The sequence below is a fragment of the Arthrobacter sp. DNA4 genome, from assembly GCF_024362385.1.
Taxonomy (GTDB): domain Bacteria; phylum Actinomycetota; class Actinomycetes; order Actinomycetales; family Micrococcaceae; genus Arthrobacter.
The window spans coordinates 162,493-177,557 of record NZ_CP101466.1 but is presented as its reverse complement, the minus strand read 5'-3'; the positions used below and the strand labels follow the sequence as shown (position 1 = coordinate 177,557).

At 68.1% G+C, this 15,065-nt stretch carries 13 protein-coding genes and 1 pseudogene; 8 read left to right on the top strand and 6 right to left on the bottom strand.

Annotated features, from left to right (window positions below; genetic code table 11):
• Positions 1 to 86: 86 nt before the first annotated feature.
• From NMQ03_RS00875 to NMQ03_RS00840, 8 genes and pseudogenes are all read left to right on the top strand, one after another.
• On the top strand, positions 87 to 863 hold the full coding sequence (locus NMQ03_RS00875; protein WP_255173981.1) for a matrixin family metalloprotease: 777 nt from the start codon (positions 87 to 89) through the stop codon (positions 861 to 863).
• Positions 864 to 996: 133 nt separating this feature from the next.
• Entirely contained in the window at positions 997 to 2,016 is a 1,020-nt protein-coding gene (locus tag NMQ03_RS00870; RefSeq protein WP_255173980.1) for a VOC family protein, read from the top strand.
• A 6-nt stretch (positions 2,017 to 2,022) separates the two neighbouring features.
• A pseudogene (locus NMQ03_RS00865) lies at positions 2,023 to 2,980 on the top strand (fumarylacetoacetate hydrolase family protein).
• Positions 2,977 to 4,008: a cyclase family protein gene (locus tag NMQ03_RS00860; protein WP_255173979.1), complete on the top strand. Its 1,032-nt coding sequence runs from the start codon at positions 2,977 to 2,979 to the stop codon at positions 4,006 to 4,008. Before NMQ03_RS00865 ends, NMQ03_RS00860 begins: the two are co-directional and overlap by 4 nt.
• A 51-nt stretch (positions 4,009 to 4,059) precedes the next feature.
• The gene (locus NMQ03_RS00855; RefSeq protein ID WP_255173978.1) at positions 4,060 to 5,184 is read left to right on the top strand and encodes an FAD-dependent monooxygenase; all 1,125 of its coding nucleotides are present in this window, start codon (positions 4,060 to 4,062) and stop codon (positions 5,182 to 5,184) included.
• Complete coding sequence (locus NMQ03_RS00850; RefSeq protein WP_255173977.1) at positions 5,181 to 6,254, top strand: amidohydrolase family protein; 1,074 nt, start codon at positions 5,181 to 5,183, stop codon at positions 6,252 to 6,254. The genes NMQ03_RS00855 and NMQ03_RS00850 overlap by 4 nt, the downstream gene beginning before the upstream one ends.
• 11 nt (positions 6,255 to 6,265) lie before the next feature.
• Positions 6,266 to 7,264, top strand: coding sequence for a fumarylacetoacetate hydrolase family protein (locus NMQ03_RS00845; protein WP_255173976.1), 999 nt, complete (start codon positions 6,266 to 6,268; stop codon positions 7,262 to 7,264).
• Positions 7,265 to 8,041: an SDR family NAD(P)-dependent oxidoreductase gene (locus NMQ03_RS00840; RefSeq protein WP_255173975.1), complete on the top strand. Its 777-nt coding sequence runs from the start codon at positions 7,265 to 7,267 to the stop codon at positions 8,039 to 8,041.
• Positions 8,042 to 8,063: 22 nt separating this feature from the next.
• Here the strand turns inward: NMQ03_RS00840 and NMQ03_RS00835 are convergent, their stop codons facing one another.
• The 6 genes from NMQ03_RS00835 to NMQ03_RS00810 all read right to left on the bottom strand — a co-directional run bounded on the left by NMQ03_RS00835 (position 8,064) and on the right by NMQ03_RS00810 (position 15,031).
• Positions 8,064 to 8,846 (bottom strand): SDR family NAD(P)-dependent oxidoreductase, encoded by a 783-nt coding sequence (locus tag NMQ03_RS00835; protein ID WP_255173974.1) that lies wholly within the window; start codon positions 8,844 to 8,846, stop codon positions 8,064 to 8,066.
• 74 nt (positions 8,847 to 8,920) lie between these two features.
• A complete protein-coding gene (locus NMQ03_RS00830) occupies positions 8,921 to 9,877 on the bottom strand; it encodes a LysR family transcriptional regulator (protein ID WP_255173973.1) in 957 nt (318 codons plus the stop codon).
• A 74-nt stretch (positions 9,878 to 9,951) separates the two neighbouring features.
• On the bottom strand, positions 9,952 to 11,517 hold the full coding sequence (locus NMQ03_RS00825; RefSeq protein ID WP_255173972.1) for a GMC oxidoreductase: 1,566 nt from the start codon (positions 11,515 to 11,517) through the stop codon (positions 9,952 to 9,954).
• A 16-nt stretch (positions 11,518 to 11,533) separates the two neighbouring features.
• Positions 11,534 to 12,985 (bottom strand): MFS transporter, encoded by a 1,452-nt coding sequence (locus NMQ03_RS00820; protein WP_255173971.1) that lies wholly within the window; start codon positions 12,983 to 12,985, stop codon positions 11,534 to 11,536.
• A 193-nt stretch (positions 12,986 to 13,178) separates the two neighbouring features.
• Positions 13,179 to 13,994 carry a hypothetical protein gene (locus NMQ03_RS00815; protein WP_255173970.1) on the bottom strand — a complete coding sequence of 272 codons (816 nt, stop codon included), beginning with the start codon at positions 13,992 to 13,994 and terminating at the stop codon, positions 13,179 to 13,181.
• Positions 13,991 to 15,031: a Gfo/Idh/MocA family protein gene (locus NMQ03_RS00810; RefSeq protein WP_255173969.1), complete on the bottom strand. Its 1,041-nt coding sequence runs from the start codon at positions 15,029 to 15,031 to the stop codon at positions 13,991 to 13,993. The genes NMQ03_RS00815 and NMQ03_RS00810 overlap by 4 nt, the downstream gene beginning before the upstream one ends.
• Positions 15,032 to 15,065: the final 34 nt, after the last annotated feature.

The following is a 15,065-nucleotide window of genomic DNA, read 5'->3' as shown; positions in this document are numbered from 1 at the left end:
CTCACCGGCGCCGGAAAAAGTTCCGGAGCAGGGCGGGAAGACAAGGGTCCCGGTCGAAGCGGACCACCCCGTCGCGGACAGTCCAGTTGCGGACCGTCCTTGGGATCGCCCTGGTGGTCTGCCTGTACTTCACGCCGACGCTCTTCGACCGTGTGGTTCTTCCCGCCGCAGCCCCCTACCTGCCCGGGGCGAAAATGCCGCCGCCCGGGTATGAGGCAGCCTCGGCACCCCTGGGCACACCACCCGCCAGCACGGGCTCCACCGCCTTTGTGCTGCAGGAGTCGCCGAAAGAGGGCCAGCGGCTGGTCGCGTACGATCCGTGCCGCCCGGTCCATTACGTTGTCCGGCCGGACAATGCGCTGCCGGGTGGCGATGTCCTGGTCCGGGAAGCAGTGGCAGCAGTCTCCCAGGCCTCCGGCCTGCAGTTTGTCTATGACGGACCCACCACGGAAGCGCCGTCGGATGACCGGTCTGCCTTCCAGCCGGACCGCTACGGAAAGCGGTGGGTACCGGTACTCATCGCCTGGTCAACGCCCGTGGAAACGCCGGGCCTTGCAGGGAATGTTGCTTACCTTGGCGGGAGCGGTTATGTGGAGGCGGCCGGGCAGCCGCTGGTCCTCGAAGCCGGCCAGGTGCGCCTTGATGCCCCGGACCTTGCCGGCATCATCGCCGGCCGCCCGGACGGCGCGGCGGAGGTGCGCGCCATCATCATGCACGAACTCGGACACGTGCTGGGCCTGGACCACGTCAATGATCCGACGCAACTGATGTATGCGGAAAACATGGGCGTCAGGAACTTCGCTGCGGGTGACCTCGCCGGGCTGGCCATGCTGGGCAGCGGGCCCTGCGTCCCGCAACTCTAGGACCAGGCGGACATAAGCGCGGCGAATAGCTGATATCGAAAAGCTCGTCTTCCCCAAATATATGAAGTACTTCACAGTGGATACCAGGACCTGCACCGACCGACCCGCAGCCAGTAACCAGAAGGACTTCACCGTGGAAACTCCCCTCTCCCATCTTGCCCACCTCGAGATCACCAGCCCGGACGTCGAAGCCTCGGCCCGGTTCTACGAGGACAAGTTCGGCATGCGAATCATCGACCGCGCGGACGGCAACGTCTACCTCCGCTGCTGGGGCGACTACTACCGCTACAGCCTGGTCATCACCGAAGGCCCCGAAGCCTCCCTGGGCCGGATGGCGTGGCGCACCAACTCGCAGGAAGCTCTCGAAGCCGCGGCACAGCGCATCGAAGCGACCGGCGTGCAGGGCTCCTGGAGCGCCGGTGGCCACGGCTTTGGCAAGGCCTACGAGTTCATCGGCCCCTATGGCCACCACATGCGCCTCTTCTACGAGGTGGACAAGTTCGTGGCCGGGCCGGGCTTCGAGTCCACCTACCCGGACCGCCCGGAGCGCCGCAGCAGCCACGCCGCCGCACCCCGTTTCCTGGACCACGTCACTGTGGCCTGCTCCGACGTGCGCGGCTTCGCCAAGTGGTACAACGAGGCACTCGGATTCCGCGTCATGGCCTTCGTGGACCTGGACGAAGCCCCCATCACGGTCTTCTCCGTCCTCACCACCAATGAAAAGTCCCACGACCTGGGCGTGGTGGCTGACACCTCCGGCCGCCCGGGCCGCGTCAACCACATCGCCTTCTGGGTGGACACCACCGAGGACCTGCTCCGCACCGCGGACGTCATGATGGAACACGGCACCCCGATGGAGTACGGCCCCTCCATCCACGGCGTGGGCGAGCAGAATTTCCTGTACTTCCGTGAGCCGTCAGGGCTGCGCGTCGAGCTGAACTCCGGCGGCTACCGCAACTATGTCCCGGACTGGGAGGCCAACACCTGGAAGCCGTCCGAAGGTTCGAACAACTTCTACAAGAACGGCGCCATGCCGCATTCCATGACCGAGTCCTTCCCGCCGGCCGAAGGCTTCACCGCCACCGAGGAAGGCGCCTCCCCCGAAATGAAGGAAGCCCTCCTGAACCCCTACGCCAAGCACGGCCGGGGCTAACGCGCCATGTCTGAAGCAACCTATTCGCTCATCCGGTTCCAGGAAGCCGGGGACAGCAAGGCCCGGGCAGGCCTGCTGGTCAATAACCGTGTCCTGCCGCTGGACGGGGAGATCAACTCCCTGATCGAGCATTGGGACGCCACCGAAAGCCAGCTGGACTCCCTGGCCGCCTCCGCGGGTGAGGACACCGGCCTGGCGCTGGCCGACGTCGAGGTCCTTGCCCCAGTGGAACCGGCCCAGATCCTGCAGACCGGCGCGAACTACCGCAAGCACGTCATCGACCTGGCCGTCGCGCACCGCGAACCTGGGGAGGACGCCGAGGAGGTGCGCGCCACGACGGCGGCCATGATGGATAGGCGCGCGGGCCAGGGCACGCCGTACTTCTTCATCGGACTTCCGACGGCGGTCGCGTCCGCTACCGATGACCTCACCCTCCCGTCCTACTCGAAGTCCCACGACTGGGAGCTGGAACTGGCGGCCGTGATCGGGAAGACGGCCTTCCGGGTCACCCCCGAAGAAGCGCTGGACCATGTCTTTGGCTACACCATGGTCAACGACATCACCACCCGCGAGTACGTCTTCCGCAAGGACATGCCGGCCATCGGCTCGGACTGGTACCGCGCCAAGAACGCTCCCGGGTTCCTGCCCACCGGCCCGCTGCTGGTGCCCGACAAGTTCTTCGGCGACCCCCAGGACGTCCAGGTGACGCTCAGGCTCAACGGGAAGGCCATGCAGGACGAATCCACGTCCGACATGATCTTCGGCGTGGCCAAGCTGGTCAGCGAAGCCTCCCAGATCATGCCGCTGCGCCCGGGGGACCTGGTCCTGACGGGCAGCCCGGCTACAACGGCCAGCACTGGGGCTCCTCCAGGACGGCGACGTCATGGAGGGCACCATCACCGGACTGGGCACCCAGCTCATCCACTGCAAAGACGAAACTCCCACCGAAAGCAGCAAGCCGTGACCACCCAGGACACAGCAACCGGCACCGGGGAATCAACCGATTCCCCGGTTGTCCGGCGTGAAGACCCGCTCGGCAGCATCCGCGCCATGGCAGTGGCCCACAACAACTGGGGCCGCTGGGGCCACGATGACGTCCTGGGCACCCTGAACTTCATCGACACCGGCAAGCGGATCGAAGCAGCGGCCCTGGTGAAGACCGGCGAGGCGTTCTCGCTGTCCCAGCCGTTCGACACCAACGGACCACAAAAAGGCTGGCGCCGCCGCACGAATCCCGTCCACACCATGACGGACACCGGAGTGGACGCCGAGCGCGGCAACCAGGGCTTCCCGCACGGCTTCGGCGGCGCGGACGACGTCATCGCCATGCCGCTGCAGTGCTCCACCCAGTGGGACGGCCTGGGCCACATCTTCGACCAGGGCAAGGCCTGGAACGGCCGCGCCGCGGGAGATGTGGTCACCTCGGAAGGCGACCTGGTGACCGGGATCGAGACTGCGGCAGCCAAGATCGCCACCCGGGGTGTGCTGCTCGACGTGGGCCGCGCGCTGGGTCCTGACCTGGGACGGGACGACGGCGAGCTGCCGGACGGTTTTGCTATCACCCCGGAACACCTCCAGCGGACCATCGGGCTCCAAGGCCCCAGTTCCGAAGTGCGCCGGGGCGACATCGTGGTGATCCGTACCGGGCAGTACTCCCGGGTACGCCGTGACGGCTGGGGCGACTACGCCGGCGGGTCCGCCCCCGGCCTGTCGTTCAGCACCGCGCCGTGGCTGCACAAGAGTGAGATCGCCGGAATCGCCACCGACACCTGGGGCTTCGAGGTCCGCCCAAATGAATTCGACGGCGCGTTCCAGCCGCTGCACCAGATCGCCATCCCCAACCTGGGCCTGTTCCTGGGCGAGATGTGGGACCCGGACGGGCTGGCGGAAGCGTGCGCGGCGGACGGCAGGTACGACTTCCTGCTCACCGCCGCGCCCCTGCCCATCACCGGGGCCGTCGGTTCGCCGGTCAACCCGATCGCACTCCGGTAACTTTTCCAAACAACCACCAGCAGTAACGCCGTCACACCAAAGGAGTCAGCGATGGCAGCAGTACAGAACGTCGGAATCGTCGGTGCGGGAGCCGCGGGGCTGGCAGCCGCCATCCTCCTGGCCGACGCCGGCATCCAGGTGGAAGTCCTGGAGAAGACGGACGCACCCCAGACCCTCGGCTCCGGGATCACCCTCCAGGGGAACGCCCTGCGGGTCCTCCGCCAACTCGGCGTCTGGGAGCAGGTCGAGGCGAAAGGCTACGGCTTCAGCACCCTGGGCCTGCGCGCCCCGGACCCGGCAGGCACCGTCATCGCGGTCCTTGAGGACATCCGCACCGGCGGCGACGACCTCCCGGCCACGATGGGCATGTACCGTCCGGACCTGACGGCCATCCTTCGGGAACGGGCTGAGCGGGCGGGCGCCCGGATCAGCTACGGGAAGACAGTCACGGGGATAGCGGACGACGGCGGGTCCGTCACCGTCAGCACCGCCGACGGCGGCACCGCGGCCTATGACCTCCTGGTTGGCGCCGACGGCCTGCACTCCGCGGTCCGCAAGGCCATCGGCATCGACGTCGAGCCCAAGTCCACCGGTATGGGCATCTGGCGTGCCTTTGTGCCGCGGCCGAAAGAGGTTGTCCGCACGGACCTGACCTACGGCGGCCCCTGCTTCATCGCCGGGTACTGCCCCACCGGCCCGGACACCATCTACGCCTACCTGGTGGAAAAGGCACAGGAACGCAAACACGGGGACGGCCCCCGCATCATGGCTGAACTCGCCGCAGCCTACGGCGGCCCCTGGAACGAAATCCGCGCGAACCTGGACCAGAGTGCCCGCATCAACTACACGTGGTTCACCACCCACCTCGTCGATGGTCCGTGGAACCGAGGCCGCACCGTCATCATTGGCGATGCCGCGCACAGCTGCCCGCCCACGGTGGCGCAGGGTGCGGCTATGGCGCTGGAGGACGCCGCCGTCCTGGCCGAACTGCTGATCAACGCCGACCACGTGACCGAAACCCTGTTCAAGGAGTTCACCGACCGCCGGCTGGAACGGGCCAAGGCAGTGGTCAACGCCTCCGTCCAGCTGGGCCAGTGGATGCTCGACGGCGTCCGTGACGCCGACGTGCCGGGCCTGATGCACGGCCTCTCCGTGATGCTGAAGGAGCCGGCATGAGCACCGGCTCCGGTGGGTCCCCCACGGTGGACGTCCACGCCCACATCCTGCTTCCGGCCCTCCAGCAACTGGTGGCAGAAGCCGACCCCGAGGGCTTCGGCGCGCAGCAGGCCCTGGAGGTGCGGCGCAACGGACCTGAGTCGATGGCGGCTTCGGGCAGGATGATCAAGGAACGCTGGCCGCAGCTGACGGACCTGGACCGCCGACTGGCCGATATGGACGCCCAGGGTGTGGACGTCCAGCTGGTCTCGCCGTCACCGTCGCACTTTTACTACTTCGCGGGGGAGGAACTGGCGCTGGAGCTGGCAAAGCAGGCCAACCAGGCAGTCCGTGACTTCGTGGACCGGGCCCCGGAGCGGCTCAACGGGCTGGGCCTGGTCCCGCTCCAGCACCCCGGCCTGATGGTCGAAGCCCTGGACCACGCCGTGCTGGAATGCGGCCTGCTGGGCGTCGAGATCGGCTCCTTCGCCGCCACCCCCGCGGACCCGGAGCGCAGCACGGTTGAGCTCTCGGACCCCCGGCTGGAGGCCTTCTGGTCACGGGCGGAGGAGCTGGGCGCGCTGGTGTTCCTGCACCCGTTCGGCTGCTCCCTCGATGAGCGGCTGGACCGGTTCTACCTGGCCAACACCGTCTCCCAGCCCGCCGAAAACGCCGTGGCCCTGTCCCACCTGGTCTTCAGCGGCGTCCTGGACCGCCACCCTGGCCTCAAGGTCCTGGCTGCGCACGGCGGCGGCTACCTTCCCACCACCCTGGGCCGGTCCGACCACGCCTGGCGCGTCCGGCCCGAGGCACATGGGTGCGCCGAGCCGCCGTCGTCCTACCTGAAGAGGCTCTACTTCGACTCGCTGGTGCACAGCGCGGCCGAGCTGCGGGCGCTTGTGGCCGCGGCCGGCCCCGAGCAGGTACTGCTCGGCTCGGACTACCCGTTCGACATGGGCTCGGACCAGCCCGTGGCGGAGGTCGTTGAGGCACAGCTCCCCGGGGACCACCGGGCCAGCGTGCTGGCCGGAAACGCCGCAACACTGGGCATAACGCCCGCTTCGGTCCGCACCGCCAGCCACCCAGCCTAAGGAACAGATTCATGGTCAAGATCGCCCGTTGGAACCACGACGGCGGGACGCAGTCCGGCTTTGTTGACGGCGGCACCTGCCACGCCCTCCCCCAGGGCCAGGACGTGCAGGCGCTGCTCGACGCCGGACTGGAAAGGGCGCTGGATATTGCCCGGCACACCATTGGATACGGTCCTGCCGTTCCTTTGGCGGACGTGCAGCTGATTGCCCCGCTGGCGCCTGCCACCATCCGCGACTTCGTGGCGTTTGAAGAGCACGTCGAGGGTGTGCGGAAGAGCATCGACGGCGTGGTAAGCGTGGCAGCGGAATGGTATGAGGCACCCACGTTCTACTTCACCAACCCGCACACGGTGACCGGGACCGGTGCGGTCATCGGAATTCCCGCCGGCTGCACGGACCTGGACTTCGAAACGGAAGTCGCCGCCGTCGTCGGCCATGTGCCGGGCAGTGACGGCAGCAACCTGTCCGCCGGGGAGGCCCACCGGCACATCTTCGGCTACACCATCCTCAACGACTGGTCCGCGAGGGACCTGCAGCGCCGGGAAATGAAGGTCAGCCTGGGCCCATGCAAGGGCAAGGATTTCGCCAACACCCTGGGGCCTTGGATTGTCACCGCCGATGAGTTCGAGGACCGGCACGATGCCGAGGGGTTCCTGCCCATCTCCATGTCCGTGCACGTCAATGGCGAACAGATTGGCCAGGACCTGCTCTCCAACATGGGATGGCCATTCGCCGAGCTCGTGGCCTACGCCTCCCAGGACTCCGTGGTGCGCCCTGGAGACGTGTTGGGCTCAGGCACCTGCGGGAGCGGCTGCCTGGCCGAACTGTGGGGGCGCAACGGCGCCCAGACCCCGCCGCCGCTGAAAACCGGAGATACCGTCCGGATGACCGTGGAGGGCATCGGCACCATCGAAAACACCGTCGGTGACCGGCGCGAGGCCTCGACCAGGGTTGCCTCCCGGACACGCCCGCGGAACCGGACGGTCCAGACGGCTCCGTCCGCGATCTAAGTGGTTTCCCTTCAGCTCGACGGCCGCACCGTGGTGGTCACCGGCGCGGCCCAGGGGCAGGGCGCAGCAGAAGTACGCCTGTTGGCGGAGGCTGGAGCGCGGGTTATCGCCACGGACCTGGCGCCTGACACACCGGCCGGACTGGCTGTGGCTGCACCGTCTTCCCGAGGGGAGCTGCTCTACCGGCAGCTGGACGTCAGCGATGCTTCCGCGTGGGCCGGACTTGCCGAGTGGGTCAGGTCCCAGGGGTGGCAGGTGGACGGGCTGGTCAACAATGCCGGCATCACGCAGCGCAGCCGCCTGTTGGATGCCTCGGTTGCTGACCTGCAGAAGGTTTACGAGGTGAACGTGGCCGCCAGCATGCTGGGCATCCAGGCGTTGGCTCCCCTGATGGGCAGCGGGGCAGCGGTTGTTAACGTCGGTTCCGTGGCGGGTCTCACGGCGCATTACCCGGTGGCCTACACCGCCAGCAAATGGGCCCTCCGGGGGCTCTCGCAAGTGGCAGCCATGGAGCTGGGCCCCCGGGGCATCCGGGTGAACACCGTCCACCCGGGCTTCATCGAGACGCCCATGACGACCGGCGCCAAGCCGGACTTCCGGCAGGCCAGCGTGGCCGAAACCCCGCTCGGCCGCACGGGATGCGTGGAGGAAGTGGCCGCCGTCGTGCTCTTCCTGCTCAGCCCGCTCTCCTCCTTTGTGACCGGCGCGGAGATCCCCGTGGACGGGGGCCAGTCAGCGCACGGCGGGGCCAAGTCCATCTCCGACGCGCTGCGCTGACTCCCCCTCCAGGCAGGGAAGGTCAGCCGGGCAGCACTGCCGACCACCCGCCGTCGACCATCAGGTTGGCCCCCGTGACGTAGGAGGCTTCATCGGAGGCCAGGAACAGCGCGCACCTGGCCACTTCCTCGGGTGCGCCGATCCGCCCCAGCGGGATGCTGCCGGCGATGGTCCGCCTGGGGTGGCCGGCAGCGAGGAGGTTGCCATCGGTGGCAGCGGTGCGGATCATTCCGGGGCTGACGGCGTTCACGCGCAGCCCGTGCCGCGCCCCTTCGGCAGCAAGCTGTTTGGTCATGGCCACCACTGCGCCCTTGGTGGCGGTGTGTGCCAGACGGCCATTGGTCATGGACCCGGTGACGCCTGCGGTGGAGCCCACCAGGACGATGGCGCCGTTCCCCGCCTGGACCAGCTGCGGCCAGAAATACTTCACCGGCAGGAACACCACGTCCATTTCGTGCTCAACGTTCCACTTCCAGTCGGCATACGTGAGCTCCTCGACAGGGGCGAACCGGGTGACGGCGGCGTTGGCGTACAGGATGTGGACCTGGCCGTGCTGCGCGGCGACGCCTGAAGCCCATGCCGCCACCGCTGCCTCATCGGTCAGATCCACCCGTGCACTGCTCATCCGTCCCCCGGCCCCGGTGACCGTCCGGACCGTGGCCGCGGCGCCGTCGTCGTCCATGTCGCAGCCCACCACGTACGCTCCTGCCTCGGCGAAGGCCAGCGCGGCGGCCCTCCCCTGGCCGCTGGCCGTTCCGGTGATGACGGCGGTCTTGCTTACCAGGCGCTGGGTGGAAACGGGCATGGGGGTTCCTTCCGGGAGGGTCTTTCCCTAAGACTTTTGCAGGGAAGGTCCGTGCCGGGAACGGCGTTCCGGGTCTAGGTGGTATCCGCCCCGCGGATAGTCAAGGGATGCGTGCTGGCCGGAAACAGCTCTTCCAGCCGGGAGCAGGACCGCTGAACCACCGAGCGCAGCCAGACGCTCGCGGGGTCCTCGGCCTGTGACGGGTGCCAGTACATGGCTTCCACCAGGGATGCCTCCGCGTCGTCGTCAAGCCGGAGGACGGCGATGTTGGCTCCCCGCTGGGCCCTGGCCGCCAGCATCCCGGGCACCAGGGCCACCAGGTCGGTCCCTTCCACCAGCAGCGGGAGGGACAGGAACCCTGCCACCACCGCGGCCACCCGGCGCTGGATGCCACGGGCCTCGAACAACCTGTCCGCCGGAGTGCTGATCCCCTCGCCAAAGTAGCCGACGGCGTGCGGCACCGTGGCGAGGTCGTCGAGAGTCAGTCTGGGCTGCTGCAGCAGCAGGTTGCCGGCGTCGACGACCGCCACGAAGCTGTCCCGGAACACCTGCTTGCTCAGGCCCTGCATCCGGTACCCGGTAGGTCCCACGAGCAGGTCGATCTTTGCATAGTCCGCCAGCTGGCCCTGGAAGCCTGTGGTGGGAACGAAATCGACGGACACACCCGGGGCCTCATCCTGAAGGATCCCGCGCAGCGGACCCACAATCAGCGCTGCTGCGTAGTCGGATGCCGCGATGACGAACTCACGCTCACTGGTGGCAGCGTCAAAGCCGGACCGGATCCGGGTGGCGCGCTGGATGTGCAGCATCGCCTCGTCGACCAGGGGCACCAGGGACTGCGCGAAGGGCGTGAGGTCGTAGGTGCGGCCGTTGCGGACCAGGAGCTCGTCGTCGAAGTGGCGCCTCAGCCTGGCCATCGCGGCACTAGTGGCAGGCTGGCTCAACTGCAGCCGCTCCGCGGCCCTGGTGATGTTCCGCAGCTCCAGCAGGACCTGCAGGTGGGGCAGCAGGTTCAGGTCCAGGTTCTTCATACCCACAGGTTATCCGTGCCCCGCCGGTGCGGCGGCGCCGGCTGGCACGCCGCCGCACGGTGGGCGCCGCTGGTTTACGAGAGCTCCTTGGCGATCTTCCGTGCCCCGCGGACGGCGATGGCCACGCTCATCAGGGTGGGGTTCATGGCGGTGGCCGTCGGGATGAGCGCGTTTCCGCCCACCACCAGGTTCTCGTAGCCCCACACCCGTGACCATGGATCAGCCACCGAGCTCCCGTCGTCGGCCTCCCCCATCCGCATGGTGCCCTGGTAATGCAGGCTGGAGCCGTTGGGCATGAGCCGGGGCTCCGCCACGAATACCCCCAGCGCCTTGCCGGCACGCCGGAGCCGCTCGGTGGCCTCCGCGATTTCCTTTTCCTCCCGCTCGGTGAGGGCGTACTCGATGGTCATGTTCGGGAAGCCGCGGTAGTCTTGTTCGTCCTCATCGAAGGTGACCGCGTCCTCGTAGCGGGGATGCTTGCGCATGCCGTAGCCCATGTTGACGTACCCCCACCGGTTGTCGGAGTAGGGCGTACCAGGCTCCATGGGGAAGGGTGTCGACTCGGAGTACATCACCTGGACGGAGAAGGGGTGCTCCGGCTCGGAGAACGGGATACGGTTCACGGCCGCCACCGGGTCCGCCGGGTTCTGGGCACGCCGGGCCAGTTCCGCGTCGAGGTCCTCCTCAGTGGCGAACTGCTTCATCTTGTCGGCGTCCAGGGCAACAGTGGAGATCACCACCGGGTGTTCAGTCAGGTAGTGGCCCAGCGCCTTGGGCCTGACGCCGGAGGCCCACAGGAGCTGCGGGGAGCGGAAGGCGTCCGCCGCCACCACCACCACGTCGGCGGGTACGAATGACTCATCGCCCGTGCGCAGGTCGTGGACGGTGACGCCGGTGACGCGGTGCCCGTCCAGTTCCACGCGGCGCACCAGGGTCAGGTCGCGGAGTTCGAACCGTTGGGAGAGCGGGCTGGTTTTATCCGCCAGGGGCCCGAGGACGACGTCGGCCCCTGCCCAGCGCACGGACCCGTCCGGCTGCGGGTCCCCGGCCACCGGGAGCGTGCCCACGCCGTAGCCTTCGGGCAGTTCCGCCCCGAACTCCCCGTCCAGCAGGCGGCGGATGGCTTCCCCGACCTTGGAATCCGCGAACGCGGCGCTGTGGACGTGCAGCAGCCCCTTGGCTTCCTCGATCAGGCTGTCCCACTCGTCATCCCCGATGAAGGCCACCTTTTCGCTGAAAGCGGGGGACGGCGTCGCGCAGGTCCAGTGGGCACCCTGGCCGCCCACGTTGGTGGCGGCAGCCGCGGCCGGGAAGGATGGTGCGTGGGCGGAGCCTTCTCCACCGAAGTCCAGTAGGTGAGTGCCTTGGCGTGCGGTGAACATGCCCTCGGTGACGGTTGCGGCGGGGATGCCGAGCGACTCCCGGTACGCGCCGGCCTGGGGGCCCTGGGACATCTCCCGGGCCCGCGCCTTTTCGGCCGGGTCCGGGATGTTCCGGACGCTCTCCCCGGGCACGGCGGTCAGCTGGGGTCCGGCTTCAAACATGATCACGCGAGCGTTCGGGGCCTGCTCCAGCAGCACACGGGCGTAGGTGGATCCGATGGGGCCGCTGCCGACAACGGCAATGGTGGGATTGGACATGATGTCTCCTTTGAGATCAGGCCGGAAGGGTTTCGGAAGGCGTGCGGGTTGCGGGGACAGGTTCGTCGGAGAGGCGGCCGTGCGGGAGCAGGACAGCCGCCACAATCCCCAGGGCGTAGGCGGCGGCCAGCGCGATGAAGATGGGGGTGAAGACGGTGCCGTAGATCTGCGCGACGCTGGCCTGGACTGCCGCGGACGCCCCGTGCACCTGGTTCGGCGTCAGCGTTGACGCGTCCAGCCCCGCCGGCAGGAGGGCGGCGACACCTGAGCCGACCACACCGCCGATGACCGCCGTCGCCACTGTCGATCCCACCTGCCGCACCAGGTTGATGGTGGCCGTGATGGTGCCGGTCTGGCTGACCGGCGCGGCTCCTTGGACGACGGCGACGATCAGGCTCATGAACGCGCCAGTGCCCATGCCCACACCCGCCATCACCATCATGGGTGCCCAGAGCGGAAGGCCCGCGGGCAGCAGCGCCATGACCAGCAGGCCGGCCGCTCCCAGGATGGTGCCAACGATGGGAAAGATCCGGTACCGCCCGGTGCGGCTTGCCAGCCATCCGGTCAGCAGGTTGCTGGCAAGCATCCCGAAGACGGTGGCGATGGGGACCAGGCCGGACACCGTAGCGGTGGTCCGGTACGCCATTTGGAAGTACGTGGGCAGGTAGGCGGTGATGGAGAAGAGTCCGACGCCGATGATCGCCGAGAGCGCCGTACCGGCGGCGATGGTGCGGTTGGCGAAGAAGTACAGCGGAATGATGGGCTCAGGAGCACGCCGTTCGATCAGGAAGAAAGCGATGAAACCGGCGACACTGACCGCCAGCGCGGTCAGGGCCGTCGCCCAGCCGCTCTGGTCAGCGGCCCAGGAGGCGGCCAGCACCAGGGCTACCAGTGCGGTGGTGAAGACGGCGGCGCCGGCGATGTCAAAGCTCCGGGGCGCCGGCCCTGGTTCCAGGCGGGGAACGGCAACCAGCGCGAAGGCAAAGGCGGCCGCGCCCACAGGGATGTTGATCCAAAAGACCCATTGCCAGCCCCAGTAATCAGTGATGGCACCGCCCAGGACGGGGCCCACCAGGATGGCGATAGGAAATGCTGCGCCGATGATGGCCATATGGCGGGGCCGTTCCCGCTGCGTGGTGACCCGCGCAATGATGGTCTGCGACATCAGCTGCAGGCCCGCTGAGCTCATGCCCTGCAGCACGCGGGCTGCAATCAGCCACGCGATGTCCGTGGCGAAACCGCAGGCAAGGGAAGCGGCAAGGAAGATCACCAGGGAGACCAGGAAGATCCGCCGGGCGCCGAGCACGTCGCCCAGCTTGCCGAGCACGGGGAGCAGGACGGTGCTGGCCAGGGTGTAGCCGACCACCACCCAGCTCATGAGCTGCAGCGCGCCCAGTTCGCCGGAAATGGTTGCCAGGGAAGTGGAAACCACGGTGTGGTCCAGCGCACCGAGGAAGGAAACGGTCAACAGCGAAGCGACCAGGAGACGGAGTCTTACGGGAGAGAGTGGCATAGTGGTCTGCCCGAACGATCGGGCCGTCGGCGCGACGTGGTGTGCCTCCGGCGCACCATCACGACGGAGAACGGGTCCGCGGGGAACCCCGGCGCCATTGATGAGCCTACCGCCACTTAGGTTGGAAAGCAACAAAAGATTGCTTGGTTTAGACATCTTGGTTCCGCGGCGCCTGGAGGACTTCCCGGGCCAGCGCCTGGTCCGCCAGCAACTCCTCCAGATCCGCCGCGGGGTCCCCGGACCGCCAGGAATCAAGAGCGCGGCGCAGCGCAAGGCGGGCCGGGGACTCGTAGCGTTCAGCCGCCTTCAGGATTCCGTCCGCCGTGGAGGTTTCCACCCGGACTGACCCGGCAGGCTGGTCCACAACCACCTCCGTCCGCACCTCACCAAGGGCGAGCACCTGGAGGAGGCCCCCGGGGCCACGTCCCCCGCCCAGGGCAGTTCCCGCAAGAGTTGCTGGAAGGCTTGCGCCCGCGGACTGCACGTCCATCAGTGCAATCAGGCCAAGCGAGGCGCCGCCGGCCGCCCGGAGCGCCAAAGGCCCCTCCCCGAGGGAGCGGACCCAACCGAAGCCATCGCTGACCACCGCTTCCAGTTCGGCCGCAGGCGCGGCGCATTCCACCGTGATGGCCCGGGCCTGGTGCCCACGCCTTGCCTGCACGGCGTCCGCGACGACGTCGGGGCGCAGGCGTGGACGGTCGACCACCACAGGGATGTCCCCGGGCCAGCATCCGGCGTCGGGATTTTCGCGTGGAAGCACCCTGGGATCGGCAATGATTACCGCCGCCGCCCCCTGGTTCCGGGCGGCAAGCATGCCCTGCAACCAGTCGCCCGATCCAGGGACCACCACCACCGCGCCGTCAGGTTCCCCAGCGGGAATGAGAGCGGCCGAAAGCCCGGCAGCCGCACCCAGGTAGGACGGCAGGCGGGTGAAAACGCCGAGCCTGCGGCCGGTCGCCGTCATTGCCCTGCACCTTCCAGGATCCTGGCGGCAGCAGCGTTGGCGAGGTCCACGGCATAGTGCGAATCGGCCAGCACTTCGTCGTATTCCACGGGCACATCCCCCTCAAGGAGGGATGCCAGCAGGCGCCACTCCGCCACGTACCCGTCCACGGGCTGGCGCCGATAAGAAGTCCACCGTCCGTCCACGCTGCGCACCCGGACAGCGGCGCTTCCGGCGTGCACGAAAGCCGGCGGAAAGTCCACCTCGATGCGGTCATGGGAGGTGGTGATGGCCATCCGCCAGAGGGCATCCGGCCCGTCCGGCAGCATGGTGAGTGCCAGCTGGACCAGCACGTCGCCTGCGCGGTATCCCACCAGGTATCCGATCGGCGGCACCAGCCGCGCGTAGACAACCTCGTCGATTCCGGGCGCAATGTCCCGCACCGCGGGCAGGTCATGGATGGCCAGGCCGGTCAGCAGTTGCCGCAGGACACCGGCCGAGACTGCGGGGTCCCGGACATCGGGAGCGTCGCGGCGGGCGGCCTGGAACGGACCGCCCTCCGCCACGAGTTGGTGGTACCTGTCGTTGGGCGGAAGCGCCAACGTAACGGAAACTGCCTGCACCCTGCCTTCCAGTGCCACCAGCCGGTGCCTGGCACGCCCCCATGCGGGGTCGAAGAGGTGGTTCGTCCCCACCATCAGGATGGCACCGGCGGCCCGGCAGGCCTCGATTACCGCCTCGGCCTCCTGGCGGGTGGTAGCCAGCGGCTTCTCGCAAAAGATGGCGCGTTTTCCAGCGGCCACTGACGCCAGGATCTGACGGGAATGCTGGGCCGGCGGACTGCAGATGGCCACCACGTCCACGCGCTGGTCCTCGAGCAGGTCCTGCTCCCCTGTTGAGCAACGGGCACCGGTCCGTTCGGCCAGGGCCCGGGCGCGGCCGCTTCCGGAGTCGGCAATGTGCACCACCGTGAAGAGCTCCTGCAGCTGTCCCAGGACGGGCAGATGCAGCGCGGAAACGCCTGGGCCAGCCCCCAGGATCCCGATATTCCAGGGCATGGCAACCTCCTCTTTTGTTCTTATTATTCATAAG

Coding starts and splice junctions, on each gene's coding strand:
- NMQ03_RS00850 (WP_255173977.1), top strand. CDS start 5,181: ATGAGCACCGGCTCCGGTGGGTCCCCCACGGTGGACGTCCACGCCCAC.
- NMQ03_RS00835 (WP_255173974.1), bottom strand. CDS start 8,846: ATGCCCGTTTCCACCCAGCGCCTGGTAAGCAAGACCGCCGTCATCACC.
- NMQ03_RS00815 (WP_255173970.1), bottom strand. CDS start 13,994: ATGACGGCGACCGGCCGCAGGCTCGGCGTTTTCACCCGCCTGCCGTCC.
- NMQ03_RS00845 (WP_255173976.1), top strand. CDS start 6,266: ATGGTCAAGATCGCCCGTTGGAACCACGACGGCGGGACGCAGTCCGGC.
- NMQ03_RS00830 (WP_255173973.1), bottom strand. CDS start 9,877: ATGAAGAACCTGGACCTGAACCTGCTGCCCCACCTGCAGGTCCTGCTG.
- NMQ03_RS00825 (WP_255173972.1), bottom strand. CDS start 11,517: ATGTCCAATCCCACCATTGCCGTTGTCGGCAGCGGCCCCATCGGATCC.
- NMQ03_RS00855 (WP_255173978.1), top strand. CDS start 4,060: ATGGCAGCAGTACAGAACGTCGGAATCGTCGGTGCGGGAGCCGCGGGG.
- NMQ03_RS00810 (WP_255173969.1), bottom strand. CDS start 15,031: ATGCCCTGGAATATCGGGATCCTGGGGGCTGGCCCAGGCGTTTCCGCG.